Source organism: Variovorax sp. GW821-FHT06D12, assembly GCF_059419205.1.
Map to the genome: position 1 here is coordinate 205,735 of NZ_JBWKRI010000001.1, position 16,023 is coordinate 221,757.

Annotated in this window: 19 protein-coding genes; 10 read left to right on the top strand and 9 right to left on the bottom strand. The window is 69.7% G+C overall.

Annotation, left to right across the window (positions count from 1 at the left end; all coding sequences use genetic code 11):
* Window positions 1-56: 56 nt before the first annotated feature.
* Both AC07SQ_RS00915 and AC07SQ_RS00920 read left to right on the top strand, forming a co-directional pair.
* Entirely contained in the window at window positions 57-692 is a 636-nt protein-coding gene (locus AC07SQ_RS00915) for an RNA polymerase sigma factor (RefSeq protein WP_495271331.1), read from the top strand.
* Window positions 693-706: 14 nt separating this feature from the next.
* A complete protein-coding gene (locus AC07SQ_RS00920) occupies window positions 707-1,324 on the top strand; it encodes a transposase (RefSeq protein ID WP_495261544.1) in 618 nt (205 codons plus the stop codon).
* A 13-nt stretch (window positions 1,325-1,337) separates the two neighbouring features.
* On the opposite strand, the gene AC07SQ_RS00925 is transcribed toward AC07SQ_RS00920, so the two are convergent.
* Entirely contained in the window at window positions 1,338-1,769 is a 432-nt protein-coding gene (locus AC07SQ_RS00925; protein WP_495271330.1) for a type II secretion system protein N, read from the bottom strand.
* Window positions 1,770-1,928: 159 nt separating this feature from the next.
* Between AC07SQ_RS00925 and AC07SQ_RS00930 the strand changes: the two genes are divergently transcribed.
* From AC07SQ_RS00930 to AC07SQ_RS00940, 3 genes are read left to right on the top strand one after another with little or no spacing between them, the layout of a single operon-like run.
* The gene (locus AC07SQ_RS00930) at window positions 1,929-2,417 is read left to right on the top strand and encodes a prepilin-type N-terminal cleavage/methylation domain-containing protein (protein ID WP_495271329.1); all 489 of its coding nucleotides are present in this window, start codon (window positions 1,929-1,931) and stop codon (window positions 2,415-2,417) included.
* Window positions 2,407-2,772 (top strand): type II secretion system minor pseudopilin GspI, encoded by a 366-nt coding sequence (gene gspI / locus AC07SQ_RS00935; protein ID WP_492735357.1) that lies wholly within the window; start codon window positions 2,407-2,409, stop codon window positions 2,770-2,772. The genes AC07SQ_RS00930 and gspI overlap by 11 nt, the downstream gene beginning before the upstream one ends.
* Window positions 2,769-3,398, top strand: a complete 630-nt coding sequence (locus AC07SQ_RS00940; RefSeq protein WP_495271328.1) for a type II secretion system protein GspJ — start codon at window positions 2,769-2,771, stop codon at window positions 3,396-3,398. Before gspI ends, AC07SQ_RS00940 begins: the two co-directional genes overlap by 4 nt.
* 6 nt (window positions 3,399-3,404) lie before the next feature.
* Here AC07SQ_RS00940 and AC07SQ_RS00945 read toward each other — a convergent pair whose 3' ends face one another.
* Genes AC07SQ_RS00945 through AC07SQ_RS00960 form a run of 4 tightly spaced genes read right to left on the bottom strand, consistent with a single transcriptional unit; the run spans window position 3,405 to window position 5,919 of the window.
* Window positions 3,405-4,106, bottom strand: a complete 702-nt coding sequence (locus AC07SQ_RS00945) for an MOSC domain-containing protein (protein WP_495271327.1) — start codon at window positions 4,104-4,106, stop codon at window positions 3,405-3,407.
* A complete protein-coding gene (locus AC07SQ_RS00950; RefSeq protein ID WP_495271326.1) occupies window positions 4,103-4,795 on the bottom strand; it encodes a glutamine amidotransferase in 693 nt (230 codons plus the stop codon). The genes AC07SQ_RS00945 and AC07SQ_RS00950 overlap by 4 nt, the downstream gene beginning before the upstream one ends.
* A 22-nt stretch (window positions 4,796-4,817) precedes the next feature.
* Window positions 4,818-5,369, bottom strand: coding sequence for a redoxin family protein (locus AC07SQ_RS00955; protein ID WP_492685641.1), 552 nt, complete (start codon window positions 5,367-5,369; stop codon window positions 4,818-4,820).
* 1 nt (window position 5,370) lies between these two features.
* Window positions 5,371-5,919 carry a carboxymuconolactone decarboxylase family protein gene (locus AC07SQ_RS00960; protein ID WP_495271325.1) on the bottom strand — a complete coding sequence of 183 codons (549 nt, stop codon included), beginning with the start codon at window positions 5,917-5,919 and terminating at the stop codon, window positions 5,371-5,373.
* Window positions 5,920-6,014: 95 nt separating this feature from the next.
* Here AC07SQ_RS00960 and AC07SQ_RS00965 point away from each other — a divergent pair, with 95 nt between their 5' ends.
* Window positions 6,015-6,899 carry a cupin domain-containing protein gene (locus AC07SQ_RS00965; protein ID WP_495271324.1) on the top strand — a complete coding sequence of 295 codons (885 nt, stop codon included), beginning with the start codon at window positions 6,015-6,017 and terminating at the stop codon, window positions 6,897-6,899.
* Between the two features lie 4 nt (window positions 6,900-6,903).
* Here the strand turns inward: AC07SQ_RS00965 and AC07SQ_RS00970 are convergent, their stop codons facing one another.
* The gene (locus AC07SQ_RS00970) at window positions 6,904-8,091 is read right to left on the bottom strand and encodes a M20 aminoacylase family protein (RefSeq protein ID WP_495271323.1); all 1,188 of its coding nucleotides are present in this window, start codon (window positions 8,089-8,091) and stop codon (window positions 6,904-6,906) included.
* A complete protein-coding gene (locus AC07SQ_RS00975) occupies window positions 8,088-9,086 on the bottom strand; it encodes a tripartite tricarboxylate transporter substrate binding protein (protein ID WP_495271322.1) in 999 nt (332 codons plus the stop codon). The genes AC07SQ_RS00970 and AC07SQ_RS00975 overlap by 4 nt, the downstream gene beginning before the upstream one ends.
* A gap of 131 nt (window positions 9,087-9,217) precedes the next feature.
* On the opposite strand from AC07SQ_RS00975, the gene AC07SQ_RS00980 reads away from it, so the two are divergent.
* Entirely contained in the window at window positions 9,218-10,105 is an 888-nt protein-coding gene (locus tag AC07SQ_RS00980) for a LysR family transcriptional regulator (protein ID WP_095745258.1), read from the top strand.
* 12 nt (window positions 10,106-10,117) lie between these two features.
* Here AC07SQ_RS00980 and AC07SQ_RS00985 read toward each other — a convergent pair whose 3' ends face one another.
* Window positions 10,118-12,436, bottom strand: coding sequence for an ATP-binding protein (locus tag AC07SQ_RS00985; RefSeq protein WP_495271321.1), 2,319 nt, complete (start codon window positions 12,434-12,436; stop codon window positions 10,118-10,120).
* A 50-nt stretch (window positions 12,437-12,486) separates the two neighbouring features.
* Window positions 12,487-13,164: a response regulator gene (locus AC07SQ_RS00990; RefSeq protein ID WP_495263639.1), complete on the bottom strand. Its 678-nt coding sequence runs from the start codon at window positions 13,162-13,164 to the stop codon at window positions 12,487-12,489.
* 455 nt (window positions 13,165-13,619) lie between these two features.
* On the opposite strand from AC07SQ_RS00990, the gene AC07SQ_RS00995 reads away from it, so the two are divergent.
* The 3 genes from AC07SQ_RS00995 to AC07SQ_RS01005 all read left to right on the top strand — a co-directional run bounded on the left by AC07SQ_RS00995 (window position 13,620) and on the right by AC07SQ_RS01005 (window position 16,023).
* Window positions 13,620-14,234: a DUF1120 domain-containing protein gene (locus AC07SQ_RS00995; RefSeq protein WP_495271320.1), complete on the top strand. Its 615-nt coding sequence runs from the start codon at window positions 13,620-13,622 to the stop codon at window positions 14,232-14,234.
* Between the two features lie 134 nt (window positions 14,235-14,368).
* Window positions 14,369-15,031, top strand: a complete 663-nt coding sequence (locus AC07SQ_RS01000; RefSeq protein WP_495271319.1) for a DUF1120 domain-containing protein — start codon at window positions 14,369-14,371, stop codon at window positions 15,029-15,031.
* Between the two features lie 275 nt (window positions 15,032-15,306).
* Window positions 15,307-16,023, top strand: coding sequence for a fimbria/pilus chaperone family protein (locus tag AC07SQ_RS01005; RefSeq protein ID WP_495271318.1), 717 nt, complete (start codon window positions 15,307-15,309; stop codon window positions 16,021-16,023).

A 16,023-nucleotide genomic window follows, 5' to 3' on the forward strand; every position in this document is an offset into this window, starting at 1 on the left:
CGTTGCCGCCACCGGAGAGTCCGGGGCGGCGCGACGGGCGCTCAGCGAAACCGACCATGACTCCCCATCCTCACGCCTTGCGACGCGCCCCGGACCGGTTCTCCTCGATGCGACCTTCGGTCTGGCGCCTGATCGACGACCGGGTTGCGCTGCCTGCGCTGCGCCCGGCCCCGCGGCCGGTGGCGGCGCCGACGCCGGGCGTGCAGCTGCAGCAGCACCTCGTGGCGCAGTACGCGCCGCTGCAACGGCGCCTCGAACGGCAGCTCGGCTGCGCGGACCTGGCCAGCGAATGCCTGCACGAGGCCTGGCTGCGGCTGGGCGAATGCACGCTGCAGGAGGTGCCCGCCAACCCCGACGCCTACGTGTACCGCGTGGCCTCCAACCTCGCGATGGACCGCATCCGCGCACGCAAGCGCTGGCAGGGCCTGAGCGCGGAAGGCGCCGACCTGGAGGCGATGGCCGACCCGCGCCCCGGCCCGGCGCAGATCGCGCAGGCGCGCTCGGACGTCGCCGCCGTCGACCGCGCCATGGCGCGCCTGCCGCAGCGCCATCGTTCGGTGCTGCTGGCGCTGCGCTGGCACGAGATGTCGCGCCAGGACGTGGCCCGGCGCCAGGGCACGACGGCGCGGCGGGTCGACACCACGCTGCGGCAGGCGCTGGCCGAATTGCGCCGCGACGGCTCGGCAACGTGAAGGGAGCGAACGAGATGAAGTGGATGTCGCCGTTGCGGGTCACCATGCAGGAGCTCGATGCCCGGCTCTCGAAGATCGTCGAACGCGCGCGCGAAGGCCCCGTGGCGGTCAACCGCTACGGCTCGCCCTGGGTCTGGATCGTGAGCCACCAGGCCTGGGTGCAGGCCGACAACCTGCGCGCGCTGGTGCCGCAGAGCCACCCGCTGGTGGCGCTGCGCGACCAGGTGGAAGACACGCTGCGCTGCGAACGCACGCTGCTGGCCGAGCTGGAGCGCCAGCACGGCGGCACGGTCGATGCCGCGACGCTGTTCAAGAGCCTGATGCTGCAGATCATCTATTCGCTCGAAGACGCGCAGAAGGTGCACGAGAGCCTGGCCTACAACATGCTCTTTCGCTGGTTCGTGGGCTTCGAGCGCTTTGCCGACGAGCTGCCCGCGCGCGCGGCCTTTGCGCGCGAGCTCGAAGCCTTCGGCGGCGATCCGCGTGCGGTGCGTGTCGTGACGCGGGCGCTGTCGGGCGCCTTCCTGCCGGAGTCGGGCGACGGCGATTTCCGCGTCAACCGCGGGCTGCTGCATGCGCTGTCGAACTGGGCCTCGGCGCCGGATGCGCGCCCGCGCGAAACGGCGCCCTGAGCGCCGCGAAGGTTCAGGGCGCGACGCGCATGATGCCGGGCGCCGTGGGCAGCATCGGCGCGGCGATGCGCAGCGAGGTGCCGGCCTTGTCGACCGTCACCGCGTCGGCCTCGATGCCCGCCAGCGTGAGCGCGCGGCCCAGCGCATCGCCGACCCGGTAGGGCTGCGGCGCGCCGTCGTTCACCGACAGCACGGCCACGCCGGCCTGGCCCGCGCCCGTGATCAAGCCCTTGACCGCGATGTTCGCGCGGACCTCGCCGGGCCCGAACCAGGCGGCGAGCGCATCGGCCGTGGGATCGGCGACGACGGCCTGCGTGGGCGCGGCGCGCACCGGCGGCGCGGCCGGCGTGAGCAGCCGGGCCCAGGTCACGACACCGGCCACGACCAGCGACAGGCCCGCGGCATGAACGAGAAGGCGGGCGGAAGGTGGCGTGAAGGGGCGCATGGTGAAGGGCGGTCAGCGGGCCGCGAGGGCGGCGGGCACCCCCTGTGTCTATCACGCGGGCGTTGGGGTTTCGTGTCAGCACGGCGTTTCATCGCGGCATCACGCAGCCTGCCTAGCATCGGCCGCATGGCGTGTTTCCACGACGGGATGACGAACCGCATGCGACAACGCGCAGGCGGGGAGTGCGGCTTCTCGCTGATCGAACTCATGATCGTGCTGGTCATCGTCGGCATCGCCACCGCTGCGATCAGCCTGGGCATCGCGCCCGACCCCGCGCAGGAACTGCGGCGCGACGCGCGCGAGCTGGTGCGGCACCTGGCCGTGGCGCAGAACGAGGTGCGCGTGGACGGCCGCACGATCGCGTGGCAGGCCGATGCCGAGGGCTACCGCTTTGCGCGCGGCACCTGGGTGCAACGGGGCGGCAGCGCGATCCCGCAGGTGACGACGCTCGGCGCGCTCGACACCTTCGCGGCCGACGACGAACTGCGTCCGCGCGGCTGGCGCGTGGGGCCGGTCGAGGTCGTGCCGGCGGGGCCGGTCGTGCTCACGTCGGAGCCCGTGGGCGCGAGCTGGCAGCGCGAACTGCGGCATGGTGCGGCCACGGTGACGGTGACGCGGGATGCGTCCGGGGCGTTTCATGTGCGCTAAGAACCGCGGCTTCACGCTGATCGAAATCTTGATTGCGCTGACCATCGTGAGCATCGCGCTGGCCGCGATCGTTCGCGCCTCGAGCCTCACCATCGGCAACCTCGGCCTGCTGGAGCGGCAGTCGCTGGCGATGCTGTCGGCGGGGAACCAATTGGCGGAGCTGCAGCTGGGCGGTGTGCCCGGGGCGCCGGGCGTGTCGCGCAGCGACTGCCCGCAGGGCGGCATCCGCTTCGTCTGCCGGCTGGAGGTCGGGACCGTGGTCGATGGCTTGCGGCCCGTGCGTGTGCAGGTCTACGCGGCCGACGACGAAGACCGCCTGCTGGCCACGCTGCACACGCGCAGCGCGCCACCATGAAGCGCACGCAACGCGGCTTCACGCTGGTCGAGGTGATGATCGCCATCGCGCTCATGGCCGTGCTCGCCGTGATGGCCTGGCGCGGCCTGGACAGCGTGAGCCGTGCGAACGACCAGCTCGAAGACCGCACCGAGCGCGTGGCCCGGCTGCTGCGCGCGCTGGACCAGTTCGAGCGCGACGTGGCTTTGCGCGCAACCACCGAGCTGCCGGCGCCGGCGGCTGCAGCGGCGAATCCGTCGGCCGCCATGCCGTTGCTGCCGGTGGCGATGCAGGCGCGCCAGCCGAACGGCGCGCCGTTCGTGGTCGAGATCGTGCGCACCGCACCGGCCGCGCCCGGGCAGTGGCAGCGCGTGCAATGGTGGGTGCGCGGCGATGTGCTCTACCGCGCGGCGGGGCCCGTGTCGGCCGTGTTCCCGTTGCAGGCGCCACAGCCTGCGGACCGGGTGGCGGTGCTCGACGGTGTCGCCACCTTCCAGCTGCGCGCCTGGGAGCCCGGCCTGGGCTGGCGCCGCCTGCCGGGCGTGGCGCCGGCGCGCGCACCGGCCACGGGGGTGGAACTGCTGCTGGCGGTGTCGGCGGGCAACGACGCCGCACCGCGGCCGTTCCGGCGCGTGCTGGCGTTCTGAACTGCGTCAGGCCTCAGGTGTGCGCAGCCGCGGCTCCCAGTCTTCGACGCGCCCCGCATCCACCCGCTTGCGAAACGTGGCGCGCCAGCGCTCGGCCAACGCGGGCAGGGCGGCGGCCCGTTCCCATTCGGGCGCGAAGCGCGCGTCGCGCGAGAACAGCAGCGCGATGAGGCGCGACAGCGGCCAGTCCGGGTGCGGGCGTTCCACGCGCGTGGCCATCGCGCCAGACCGCACCCAGCCGGGCTCGAGCACGCGGTAGTACCAGCCCGTGCAGCCGCGCGCCTGCATCTCGCGCGCCATGCCGGGCCTGCCGAAGTGGGCATCGAGCTTCCAGCAGGGCTGGCGGCCCTGCGACACCTGCACCCGCGCGTCGCCCAGTTGCACCACGTCGCCGATGCACACGGTCGATTCGTTCCAGCCCGTGGTCGAGATGTTCTCGCCGAAGGCGCCCGCGTGCGCCAGCAGTTCGGTGCGGTGGCCGCCCGCCGCCCAGCCGTCGTAGTGCTCGCGCGGGTAGTGGTGCACGGCCTTCTCGACGCCGCCGTGGATGCGCAGGTCGGCCTGCGCATCGCCCTGCAGGCCGGTGGACGACAGCCACAGCGCATCGGCCGTCGGCGTCTTGCGGATGCCGCTGCGCGTGCGGCCGTCGGGCAGCAGGGCCACGGGGCCGACCAGCAGTGCATCGATGGGCAGGGTGGGCTGCGTCATGCGAGCTGGTCCAGCCACGCGGTCAGCATGCGCGTTGCAGCATCGGAGCGCTTGTTGGCCAACACGGCGCTGCGGGCGCGCAGCGCGGGAATGTCGACGCCGGCCGTGGCCAGTTCGTGGTGGTGCCCGATGAGCCAGGGTTCGATGCGCGCGGGGTCGGCCTCGGGGTGGAACTGCAGCGCGAGCGCATGGCGGCCGTGGCTGAAGGCCTGGTGCGGTGTGCGCGCGGTGCTCGCCAGCAGTTCGGCGCCGGGCGGCAGGTCGAAGGTGTCGCCGTGCCAGTGCAGCACGGGTTCGCCGTCCAGCGCCGCGAGGCACGAGGCCCGGCCCGCCGCGCTCAGGTCGACGGGCGCCCAGCCGATCTCCGTGTGCCCCGACGGGTACACGCGCGCGCCGAGCGCACGGGCCATGAGCTGCGCGCCCAGGCACAGGCCCAGCGTGGGCCGCTGCAGCGCCAGCCGTTCGCGCAGGCCGGCGATCTCCTCGGCGAGCCAGGGGTAGGTCGCCGTGTCGTACGCCCCGATGGGGCCACCGAGCACCAGCACGAGGTCGGCGTGGCGCCACTCGTCGGCGCTGAGCGCGGACGGGCCCGCCTGCCGGTAGTCGATGGCGTGGCCGGCCTGGGTGAGCGCGTTCGCGAAGCGCCCGAGGTCTTCGAAGGCGAGGTGTTGCAGGGCGATGCATGGCATGCGGCGAGTTTCCTTTCTTCTTTCAGGCGCGGCAGGCGGTGTCGTCGCACGGGCCGTCTGGCGATGCATCGTCTGCAGGTTGCGCAATGAGGTGCGCAGGCGCCTCCTCGGCCGCGAGCTGCCCGATGGCGGCGCCCAAAGCCATGTCGTCGATCAACCCGAAGTGGCTCATGCGCAGGCGCCCCTGCCGGTCGACCAGCACTGTGCTCGGCGTGCCTTGCCACTGGTAGTCGCGCATGGTGGCGGGGATGCCGCCGGTGGGCGAGGGCTGGTCGATGCCGATGGGAAAGCCCAGGCGGTACTCGCGCACGAAGGCGTCGAGCGCGGCGGGCGTCATGACGTCGTGGTGCTCGAACACCGAGTGCAGGCCGATCACCGCCACGTCTTTCGCGGCGAACAGCTGCCGCGTCTTCTTCGCCTGCGGCAGGCCGTGCGATACGCAGGCCGGGCACAGCATCTGGAACGCGTGCAGCACCACGACCCGGCCGCGCAGCGACGCGAGCGTGACGGGCGCATCGGTGTTGAGCCACTGCGCGACCTGCAGCTCGGGCGCCTCGGGGCGCGGCCAGGCCATGTCAGGCCGCCTCGGTGCGCAGCTTCACCTGCGGGAAATCCACCGGCACCTGGAACGCCACGTTGACGTAGTTGGTGAACAGGTTCAGCGCGACGTGGGCCAGGATCTCGACGATGTGCCGGTCGTCAAAGCCCACGGCGCGCAGGGCCTGCACGTCGGCGTCGCTGACCTGGCCGCGCGCATCGACGAGCTTGAGCGCAAAGCGCAGCGCCGCCGCCGTGCGCGGGTCGGCCGATTCGCCGGCCTGCGCGGCGGTCATGTCGGCGGCCGACACGCCCGCCTTGCGCCCCAGCGCGGTGTGCGCTGCGAGGCAGTAGTGGCAGGCGTTGCGGTCGGCAACGGCCACGGCGATCTGCTCGCCGAGCTGCGCCGGAATGACGCCGCCGCCGAGCGCGCCGAACGATCCCCACAGGCTGCGCAGCGCCGCGGGCGAGTTGGCGACGGCGCGGAACATGTTGGGCGTGGCGCCGAAGGCACCGTGGATGTCGGCGAGCAAGGACTGGGCGTCGCCGGTGGCGGCGGTGTCGGTGACGAGGTTGACGCGGGGCATGAAGACTTCCTTTCGGTGATGACGATGGAGGCAGTGTCTTCCGGAAATACGTATGATTTGAACGCTTTCATCCATTCAACATATCTTTTCGTCCAATGCCGAGCGCAACACCGCCGCCGCCCATCGACAGGCTCTCGTCCCTGCTCGAACGCTTCCGTGTCCGCGCCCACCTGTTCCACACGGGGCCGCTGTGCGGCGTGACGCACTTCGCGGCCAAGGAGGGGCGCAGCTTCCTGCACGTGATGCGGCGCGGCGAGATGGTGGTCACGCATTCGGCGCCGTCGGTGCGCGCGGCCGGCGTGCCGCGCAAGCTGGTCGTCAAGGAACCCAGCCTGCTGTTCTACCCGCGCCCGCTGGCGCACGACTTCCACAACGCGCCCACCGAAGGCTCGGATTTCGTCTGCGCCACGGTCGACTTCGACGGCGGCGAGGCGCACCCGCTGGTGCGCGCCTTGCCACCGCTGGTGCGACTGCCGCTGCATGCGGTCGACGGCCTCGAAGCGGCGCTGGCGCTGCTGTTCGCGGAAACCGGGCGCGTGCTGTGCGGGCACCGGCTGCTGGCCGACCGGCTGTTCGAGGTGGTGCTGATCCAGCTGCTGCGCTGGCTGCTCGACCATCCGCAGGAAAGCGGCGTGCCCGCCGGCCTGCTGACGGGCCTGGGCGATCCGCAGCTGGCGCGCGTGCTGGTCGCGCTGCACGAACGACCGGGCGAACCGTGGCCGCTCGAACAGATGGCCACCGAGGCCGGCATGTCGCGCAGCGCGTTCGCGGCGCGCTTCAAGTCGGTGGTGGGCGCGACGCCCGCCGACTACCTCGCGCAATGGCGCCTGACGATCGCGCAGGCGGAGCTGCGCACGGGCGCGTCGGTCAAGGTGATTGCCGACAACCTCGGCTACGCGAATGCCTCGGCGTTGTCGCGCCTGTTCGCGCAGAAGGTGGGCGTGTCGCCGCGCGAATGGCTCGCGCGGCAGTCTTCTTGAACGTTCAGTTCGCGGCGCGCAAAAAGCGCTCGGTCAGCAGCACCCAGTAGGCGCCGCCCACGGCAACGTTGCTGTCGTTGAAGTCGTAGCCCGGGTTGTGGACCATGCAGGCGCCATGCGCGTCGCCGTCGCCATTGCCGATGAGCAGGTAGCAGCCGGGCACGCGCTCCAACATGAAGGCGAAGTCTTCGCTGCCCGGCAGCGGCGGCGTCTGCCAGGTGACCTGCGCCGGGCCCACGAGCTCCTCGGCGACGGTGCGCGCGAAGGCGGTTTCTTCAGGTGTGTTGACCAGCACCGCGTAACCGGGCCGCCAGTCGATCTGCGCCTGCACGCCGAAGCTCTCGGCCTGCGCGGCCACCAGCGCCTTGATGCGGGTTTCGATCTTCTTGCGCACCTCGCGGTCGAGGGCGCGCACGCTCAGCTCGAGCACGGCGCCTTGCGGGATCACGTTGTTGGCCTTGCCCGCGTGGATGGCGCCCACCGTGACCACCGCCATCTGCAGCGGGTCGATGTTGCGCGAGACCACGCTCTGCAGCGCCATCACGATGCTGGCCGCGGCCACGATGGGGTCGGCCGCGCGGTGCGGCATGGCGCCGTGGCCGCCCACGCCGGTGAGCGTGATGGTGGCGTAGTCGGACGAGGCCATGGCCGGGCCTTCGCGCATCGCCAGCCGGCCCTGCGCCATGCCGGGCATGTTGTGCATCGCGAAGATGGCGTCGCAGGGGTAGCGCTCGAACAGGCCGTCGTCGATCATGCGCACCGCGCCGCCGCCGCCTTCCTCGGCGGGCTGGAAGATCAGGTTCAGCGTGCCGTCGAAGCGCCCGCGTTCGGCCAGGTGCTGCGCTGCCGCCAGCAGCATTGCCGTGTGGCCGTCGTGGCCGCAGGCGTGCATCACGCCCGTGTGTTCGCTGGCGTAGGCCAGGCCCGTGGCCTCGTCGATGGGCAGGGCGTCCATGTCGGCGCGCAGGCCGAGGCGGCGCGTGCCGTTGCCGCGCACCAGCCGGCCCACCACGCCGGTGCCGCCCACATGGCGCTCGACGGTGTAGCCCCAGGCTTCGAGCTTGTCGGCCACCAGCGCCGAGGTGCGGTGCTCGTCGAAGCCGAGTTCGGGGTGCTGGTGGATGTCGCGGCGGATGCCGATGAAGGTGTCGGCGCTGGCGTGCAGGTCGTTCAGGAGGGCGGTGGTGCTCATTGGGGTTCCAGTCGGATGGACTTGGCGATGTCGCGGTAGCGCGCGGTCTCGGCTTCGTAGAACTTCGCCGATTCGGCCAGCGTCGTCTGCGGCGAGGCCAGCTGCGTCTGGGCCGCGAGCTGCTCGCGCACGCTCGTTTCCTTCAGCGCCGCGCCGACGGCCTGGTGCAGCTTCTGCACCACGTCCTCGGGCGTGTTCTTGCGCACGAAGAAGCCGCTCCAGGTCTTGTAGTTGACGTTCTTCAGCTCTTTGCCTTCGCTGGCGGTGGGCACGTTCTTCAGCAGCTCCGAGCGTTGCCCGCCGAGCTGGCCGAGGATCTTCAGCCGGCCTTGGTCGGCCAGCGCGCCCATGGCGGCGCTGTAGACCAGCACGGCAAAGTCGACCTGGCCGCCGCCGATGTCCTGCAGCAGCGGCGCGTTGCCCTTGTAGGGCGCGTGCATGAGCTTCACGCCGGTGTCCAGCTGCACCTTCTCGAGGATCAGGTGGTAGAGCGAGCCGATGCCCACGCTGCCGTACGACAGCGGCTTGTCGGGCGACTTGCGCGCCAGCGCAATGAGCTCGTCGACGCTGTTGGCCGGCAGGTCCTTGCGGGCGACGAAGACCATCACGGCCTCGGCCACCGGGTGCACCATGCGGAAGTCTTCGGCCTTGAGCTTCACGGCCGCATTGGCCAGCGGCGCCAGAATGATCTCGTTGGGCGAACCCTGGAAGAGGTAGTAGCCGTCGGCCGGCGCGGCCAGCACCTTCTGCGCGGCCATGGCGCCGCTCACGCCGCCCAGGTTTTCCACGACCACCTGCTGGCCCAGCGCCTTGCCCAGCGGCACGGTGAAGATGCGCGCGGTGGCGTCCGAGGGGCCGCCGGCCGGGTAGGGAACCATCAGGTTCACGGGCTTGACGGGAAAACCGTCGGCACGGGCAGGGCCCGCGGCCGCCAGCATCAGCCCGCAGCCGAGCAGCAGCGCGGATCGGAAGAGCGAAGTCGTCGTCAAAGTCATGTCTCCTGGGGTGGTGCCGGCTCGTGGGGCCGGATGCAGGGGAATGCTAGGAGCGGCTCGACGCAACGTCCAATGCATTGTTGGCTGCATTAGCATGAGTCCAATGCATTCCTGAAAACAAGGTTTTCGCCATGACGCTGGTTCAACTGAGGCACCTGATTTCGCTGGCCCACACGGGCTCGTTCAGCCAGTCGGCGCAGGCGCTGCACCTGACGCAGCCCGCGCTCAGCCGCAGCGTGCGCGCGCTCGAGGACGAGCTGGGCATGCCGCTGTTCGACCGCATCGGCCGGCGCAACGAGCTCACGGTCTTCGGGCGCGAGGTGCTGGAGCGCGCGCGGCTTTTGGTGTCGGAGGCCGAGGCGCTGCGCGACCGCGGCCGGCAAATGCGAGAAGGCGAGGGCGGCACGGTGCGCATCGGGCTGGGCTCGGGGCCGGGCGCGCTGCTGATGACGCCCTTCCTGCTGCACATGGCGACGCACCATCCGGCCGTGCGCACCGTGATCGCACGCGGCAGCACCGACCTGCTGGCGCAGGCGCTGCGCGAGCGCAGCCTCGATGCGCTGGTGGTCGATGCGCGCGCGCTCAAGCCCGCGCCCGACCTGGTGCTGACCCACGTGTACGAGCTGCGCGGCGCCTTCCTGTGCCGCCGCGGCCATCCGCTCACACGGCTGCGCAAGGGCGTGAGCTTCGAGGCGGTGCAACGCTACCCGATCGCCTCCACGCCGCTGAGCGACGAGGTGGCGCGCGGGTTGGTCGAGACCTACGGCCCGCAGGCGCATCCTGCCAACTGCGTGACCCTGCAGTGCGAGGAGCTGCCCAGCATCGCCGACGTGGTGCGCCAGAGCGACACGGTGCTGCTCGCGGTGCACGAGTCGGCCCCCGACCTGGTCGAGTTGCGGATGGAGCCGCCGATGCGCGGCACGGCGCGCTTCGGGCTGGTGACCTTGCGCCAGCGCACCGAGGCGCCGGCGCTGGCGATTCTTCGGCGGTTGATGAAAGAACGGATGGCGGGAGCGTAGGGCGCCGTCTGCTCAGGACGCCGCCTGTGCCGACAGCGCAAGCTGGAGTTCGTCCAGCAGGTCCGCCACGCGCATGTGATCCGAAGCGGTTTCGGCGCGAGCGATTTCTTCCAACGCCTCGGCGGGCGCTGCCACGGCCGCAGCGTCGACCATCAAGGCCGCGCCCCTGATGCGGTGGGCATGGTGCGCCGCGCTCGCGGTATCGCCCGCAGCGAACGCCCGGCGCAGCGCCGCAAGGTCTTCCGCCATGGCCTCGTGAAACTGCGGCGGCAAGGCCGTGTCGGGACGTTGCGGCGACGACGGCGTCCCGCCCAGCCAGAGCTGCAGCATGCTCGACAGTTCGTCCAGGCGCAGCGGCTTCTTGAGCACGCCGTCCATCCCGCTTTCCATGCATTCGTCGAGGTGCGCCGAGTCGGTCGCGGCCGAGATCGCGATCACGGGCAGATGGCCGGCGCCGGCCTCGCGCTCGCGCTCCCGGAGACGGCGCGTCGCCTCGTAGCCGCTCATCCCGGGCATGTGGCAGTCCATGAGCACGAGTGCAAAAGGATGCGGCGGCGCGAGCGCGGCCAGCGCCGCCGCGCCGTCGGATTCGATCCGGGCGTCGTAGCCCAGCATGCGCAACTGCTCCGCGATGATGAACTGGTTGCCCGGGTGGTCCTCCACGACCAGCACGGTGGCCCCAGAACCGGAAGACGGCTTGCCACGCGCCGCAGCGGTGTCCCTGGAAACCTCTTGTGCCGGCGCCACGAGCTGCACCGGCAAGATGAACTCGACCGAGGTACCCGCACCGAGGCGGCTGGTCAACCGGATCTCGCCGCCCATCAACTCGACCAATTCCTTGCAGATGGTCAGCCCCAGCCCGGTGCCGCCGAAGCGCCGCGTGGTCGAGTTGTCGGCCTGCGAATAGGCATCGAAGAGGGTGGCCTGCTGCGAGGGCGCGATGCCGATGCCGGTGTCGCTCACCGTGACCGTCAGCAGGCCATTCATGTCGCCATCGTCCAGAAGCTCCAGCGTCACGTCGATGCGCCCGCGCTCGGTGAACTTCACGGCATTGCCCAGCAGGTTGAGCAGCACCTGCCGCAACCGCGTGGGGTCGATCAGCACCTGCCGGCCCGAGGGGTTGTGCGTGCGCACCGCGATGACCAGCGGCTTGTCCTGCGCGTTCACGCGCGCCACATGCGCCACCTTCTGCGCCAGCGCGTCGACATCGGTGGGCACCAGTTCCAGCGCGAGGCGCCGGGCGTCCAGCTTCGAGAGGTCGAGCACATCGTCCAGCAGCGACAGCAGGGCTTCGGCTGCTGCCGAAGCGGTGCGCGTGAAGCGCGTCTGGCGCGCATCCAGCGGCGTGTGCGCCAGCATCTCGATGGAGGCCAGCACCGCGTTCATGGGCGTGCGGATCTCGTGGCTCATGACCGCCAGGAAGTTCGACTTGGTGCGCTCGCTCTTCTGGGCGGCGCGCTGCGCCACGCGGGCGCGCCAGGCGAACCAGCCGAGCAGCACGACGCCGCCGAGCAGCAGCAACAGCTGCGGCAGGCGGTAGCGCACGATCGACAGCAGCGAGGGCTCGCCGAAGTCGGTCTGCTCCAGCCACCGGTCGTTCATCTGGCCGGTCTCCGCCGCCGAGAGGCTGGCGAGCGACTTCTCCACGATGGAATGCAGCAGCGGCAGGTCGGCGCGAACACCCATCTGGGCCACGTACAGGAGATCGCCGATCGTGCCGGAGATGCTCAGCTGGCGCGCATGCCTGCGGCGCATCATGGGAAGAAACACCGCGTCGGAGCCGATGGCGGCGTAGGCCTCGCCGGTGATCACCGCATCGAGGCTTTCCATCGGTTCGCTGGTGGGCAGCACGCGCACGCCGGGGTAGCGCTCGGCGAAAGCATGGGCGTAGGTGCCTCCGCCGCGCACCGCCGCCACCTTGCCGTCCAGGTCCTTCATGTGCAGGACGAAGGGGGCGTCGGTGCGCGTGACGATGATCGTCTGCGCCACGAAGAAGGGATCGGTCAGGCGCAGCCGGGCGCCGACCTCGCGCGTGGTTCGCTGGGCGCTGGCGTTCGGGAACATGTCGACCTTGCCGTCGAGAAAGGCCTGCTGGGCTTCCTGCCAATCATGGGTGGCGTGCAGCTCGAAGCGCAGGCCCGACTTGCGGGCGACCGCGTCGAGGTACTCCGCGATCAATCCCTTGTAGCGGCCGTGCTCGATGGACTCCAGCGGGCTCAGCCGCGTGTCGGCGGCATAGCGCACGACGGGGTTGGCCTTCATCCAGCGCTGCTCCTCGTCGGTGAAGAGGGGCTGCGCCTGCGCCCAGGCAGGGCCGGCGGGGAGGGCCATCGCGCCGCACATCGTCCACCGGGCCGCTCGCCCGAGAGCGCGCCAGGGATTCATGTCTTGTCCAGCTGGTGGCGGATCTTGAACAGCTCGTTGTCCGTGCGGATGCCCAGCTTGCGGAAGGCCGCGTGTTTCTGCGTGCTGATGGTGTTCACGTTGCGGGAGAACTTCGTGGCGATCTGCGTGACCGACAGGCCTTCCAGGCAGCAGCGCAGCACCTCGCGCTCGCGCGGGGACAGCTGCGGGTTCTTCGTGAGCGCCTCGGCGTCGGTGTGGGGCGACGCGGCCTCGGAATGGGTGGCGATGTCCGCCGCCATGTCGGGATGCAGGTGGATGCGGCCCTTGCTCACCGTGCGCACGGCCGCCACGAGCTCGTCCAGTTCCTGGCTCTTGCCGACATAGCCGCGCGCGCCGGCTTTCAACGCCAGTGCCACGGTGGCCGCGCTGTAGTGCGCGGAGATGACGATCGTCCGGCTGCGCGGATGCCGCACCTTCAGTGCCCGCAGGAGGTTGAGCCCGTCGATGTCCGAAGGCCCGAGCGAGAAATCCACGAGCACGACATCCGCCGCCACGGTGGCCAGGGCATCGAGCAGTTCGCGGCTGGTGGCATGGCTGCCGACCACCGACAGGTCGGGCTCGTCCGCCAATCTGGCGATCAGGCCATGCCGGACGACCGCGTGGTCGTCGAGCACCATCAGGCGAAGCGGCTGCGCGGCGAGGTGGTGTGCCATGAGGACCCTCCCAGTGGGCGGATCGTAGGCGGCTCGCCCCCACGTCGACACCATCACAACGAGGGGATGCGTGAGTGCATGCCGCGCGAGCCTGCGCCGCCCCGGGTTCGAATTTTCGAACGATCCCTAAGTCGACCTCCCGGTTTTTCGTTGTATTTCTATATCGGGAAAAGCACCCGAAAAGAACAATTCATCGGAAGAAAACACGCCGCCGCTCACACGCTTTTCGTGCGCACTTTCAAGGGCACTCGCTGCAAGAGGCGCAAGGCCCTTGCAACGCGAAACCCGACGCATCGGCGGTTGGATTGGGTTCGTTGCGGTGCAGTCCAACGCATCGTTTCGAGGCCATGGGTGGGTTTCAACGAATCCTTCGTTGAACCTTTTTTGAAGTTCTTGAGGACATACCAGTGAAGAAAATTGCAACCCTTGCCGCTGTCACCTGCGCGGCTGCCGTGATGTTCGTGCCCGGCCAGGCGAGCGCCCAAAGCGCCGAGCTCCGGATCGCCGGCACCATCATTCCGGCCGCCTGCACGCCCGTTTTCACAGGCGGCGGCGTGGTCGACTACGGCAACATTCCCTCCGGCTCGCTGAATCCGACGGCCCAGACCACGCTCGCGGACAAGTCGACCCAGCTGACGCTGACCTGCGATGCGCCTGTGCTGTTCGGCTTCAAGGTGATCGACGAACGCGCTGCGACGGCGGTCGCCGCGTTGGAAACCATCCCGGGGTATGCCACGAATGCGAAGTTCGGCCTGGGCGCTGTGGATGGCAAGAACATCGGCGCCTATTCGTTGCAGATCACGAAAGAGACGGCCGATCAAGGCAGCACCAAGCACATCAACAGCGTGGACGGCGGCGCCACCTGGTCGGACTTTGCCGGCGGCATGACCGGCGACGGCGGCACGCTCGTTGCGTTCGCCGCCAGTGCCACGGGAACGGTGCCAGGCGCCCACACCGCCATCACGGCCGACATCCGTGTGGTGACCGCCATCGACAAGGGCAGCAACCTGCCGCTGACCCAGCAGATTCCGCTGGATGGCCTGTCGACGTTCGAACTCGTCTACCTGTAAGCGGCGACTGATGAACAGCCCGTCGATCCATTTCCATTCCTGTTGCCTCTGCCGTCAAGGGCAGCGTTTCGGGATGGGGAGGATCTCAACGAATCCTTCGTTGAAACTTTTTTGAAGTTCTTGAGGAAATACGTGTGAAGAGAATTGCAACCCTCGCCGCCATCGCTGGCGCGGCCGCCGTGGTGATCGCGCCTGTCCCGGCGAGCGCCGAAAGCGCCGAACTGCGGATCACCGGCACCATCGTTCCTGCCGCTTGCACGCCCGTCTTTGCAGGCGGTGGCGTGGTCGACTACGGCACGATCCCCGCCAGCTCGCTGAACCCGACGGCCCAGACCACGCTTGCGCAAAAGTCGATCCAGCTGAGCATGACCTGCGATGCGCCTGCGATGTTCGGCTTCAAGGTGATCGACGAACGCGCAGGGACCGCGGTCACTTCGCTGGCAACGGTTCCGGGGCTTACTGAGAAGGAGAAGTTCGGCTTGGGTGCGTCGGATGGCAAGAACATCGGCGCATATTCGTTGCAGGTTGTGAGTCAGACCTCCGATGGAGGCTTCTCGCTTTCCCTTGCGAGCGAGGACGGCGGAATCAATTGGGGGTTCCTTGGCATGAGGGGCCTGAAGGGTGAAGGGAATCAACTTGTTTCATTCAGCAAGACCCAGTCGAATCTGCCGGCTGCCAGCAGGTCTGTCACGGCCGATATCCGTGTGACGACCGCCATCGACAAGAGCAGCAACCTGCCGTTGACCCACGCGATCCCGCTGGATGGCCTGTCGACGTTCGAACTCATCTACCTGTAAGCCACACGGCTGTATCGGGCGGGTCTTCCGCCCGATACAGGGTGGTGCCGGGCAGGGCGCCTGGTGCAATCCCTTCCCGGACATCCCGTTCTCGAGCCCGCCGCGGCATTGAGGACCCTTCGGCATCGCGTCCGGACCGTTCGGGATCGACGCGGTGCCACCCCTGGTGCCACAGCTGGCGAACAGCCCGTCGGTCCCTCCCCATTTTTGATTCTTCTCGAAAGCGCCCCTTTCGAGACGGCGGACGCGCTCGTCCGACCACAGCAAAGAGAACCGTGAACTTCACTCCCGCCAGATTTGTTTTCGCACTGTCCGCCTCGACCGCATGGATCGCGGGCCTTGCCCCGCTGCCGCTGCATGCCGCGGGCATGCTGCCGGAGACCTCGGTCGTCATCGTCAACGAGAGCGATGGCGAGGCCAGCATCAACGTCAAGAACACGGACGCCAAGCCGGCGCTCATGTTCACGTCGCTGACGGGCATTCCCGGGGACGACGACACCCTGCTGATCGTGACCCCGCCGGTCGCCCGGGTCGAGCCGGGCGAAACGCAGCTGGTGCGTTTTCTGCTGCAGACCAAGGAGCCGCTGAAGACGCAACGCCTGCGGCGCGTGATCTTCGAAGGCATCCCGCCGAAGAACACGGAACCGGGCCTGCGCGTGACCATGAACGTGCGCCAGAACCTGCCGGTGCTGATCCACCCCAAGGGCCTGGCGAAGGACGACCAGCCATGGAAGCGACTGAAGTGGTCGGTCGGGACCGGCACGCTGCGCGTCGTGAACGACAGCCCGTATGTGGTGCGCCTGGCCACCGCGGTCCAGTTGCTCCCGTCGACCGCGACGGTCGAGTTGCCGCGCCCCCACGTGCTTCCCGGCGAGACGGTGGAAGTGCCCCTGCCGGCCGCTGCGAAGGGGGCCGCCACGGTGCGGCTGGTGCCGGCGACGGTGTACGGCTTCACCGTGGCCAGCTACGACGTCAGGCTCGCGGCGCACTGA

Coding starts and splice junctions, on each gene's coding strand:
- AC07SQ_RS00915 (WP_495271331.1), top strand. CDS start 57: ATGACTCCCCATCCTCACGCCTTGCGACGCGCCCCGGACCGGTTCTCC.
- AC07SQ_RS00920 (WP_495261544.1), top strand. CDS start 707: ATGAAGTGGATGTCGCCGTTGCGGGTCACCATGCAGGAGCTCGATGCC.
- AC07SQ_RS00925 (WP_495271330.1), bottom strand. CDS start 1,769: ATGCGCCCCTTCACGCCACCTTCCGCCCGCCTTCTCGTTCATGCCGCG.
- AC07SQ_RS00930 (WP_495271329.1), top strand. CDS start 1,929: ATGCGACAACGCGCAGGCGGGGAGTGCGGCTTCTCGCTGATCGAACTC.
- gspI (WP_492735357.1), top strand. CDS start 2,407: ATGTGCGCTAAGAACCGCGGCTTCACGCTGATCGAAATCTTGATTGCG.
- AC07SQ_RS00940 (WP_495271328.1), top strand. CDS start 2,769: ATGAAGCGCACGCAACGCGGCTTCACGCTGGTCGAGGTGATGATCGCC.
- AC07SQ_RS00945 (WP_495271327.1), bottom strand. CDS start 4,106: ATGACGCAGCCCACCCTGCCCATCGATGCACTGCTGGTCGGCCCCGTG.
- AC07SQ_RS00950 (WP_495271326.1), bottom strand. CDS start 4,795: ATGCCATGCATCGCCCTGCAACACCTCGCCTTCGAAGACCTCGGGCGC.
- AC07SQ_RS00955 (WP_492685641.1), bottom strand. CDS start 5,369: ATGGCCTGGCCGCGCCCCGAGGCGCCCGAGCTGCAGGTCGCGCAGTGG.
- AC07SQ_RS00960 (WP_495271325.1), bottom strand. CDS start 5,919: ATGCCCCGCGTCAACCTCGTCACCGACACCGCCGCCACCGGCGACGCC.
- AC07SQ_RS00965 (WP_495271324.1), top strand. CDS start 6,015: ATGCCGAGCGCAACACCGCCGCCGCCCATCGACAGGCTCTCGTCCCTG.
- AC07SQ_RS00970 (WP_495271323.1), bottom strand. CDS start 8,091: ATGAGCACCACCGCCCTCCTGAACGACCTGCACGCCAGCGCCGACACC.
- AC07SQ_RS00975 (WP_495271322.1), bottom strand. CDS start 9,086: ATGACTTTGACGACGACTTCGCTCTTCCGATCCGCGCTGCTGCTCGGC.
- AC07SQ_RS00980 (WP_095745258.1), top strand. CDS start 9,218: ATGACGCTGGTTCAACTGAGGCACCTGATTTCGCTGGCCCACACGGGC.
- AC07SQ_RS00985 (WP_495271321.1), bottom strand. CDS start 12,436: ATGGCCCTCCCCGCCGGCCCTGCCTGGGCGCAGGCGCAGCCCCTCTTC.
- AC07SQ_RS00990 (WP_495263639.1), bottom strand. CDS start 13,164: ATGGCACACCACCTCGCCGCGCAGCCGCTTCGCCTGATGGTGCTCGAC.
- AC07SQ_RS00995 (WP_495271320.1), top strand. CDS start 13,620: ATGTTCGTGCCCGGCCAGGCGAGCGCCCAAAGCGCCGAGCTCCGGATC.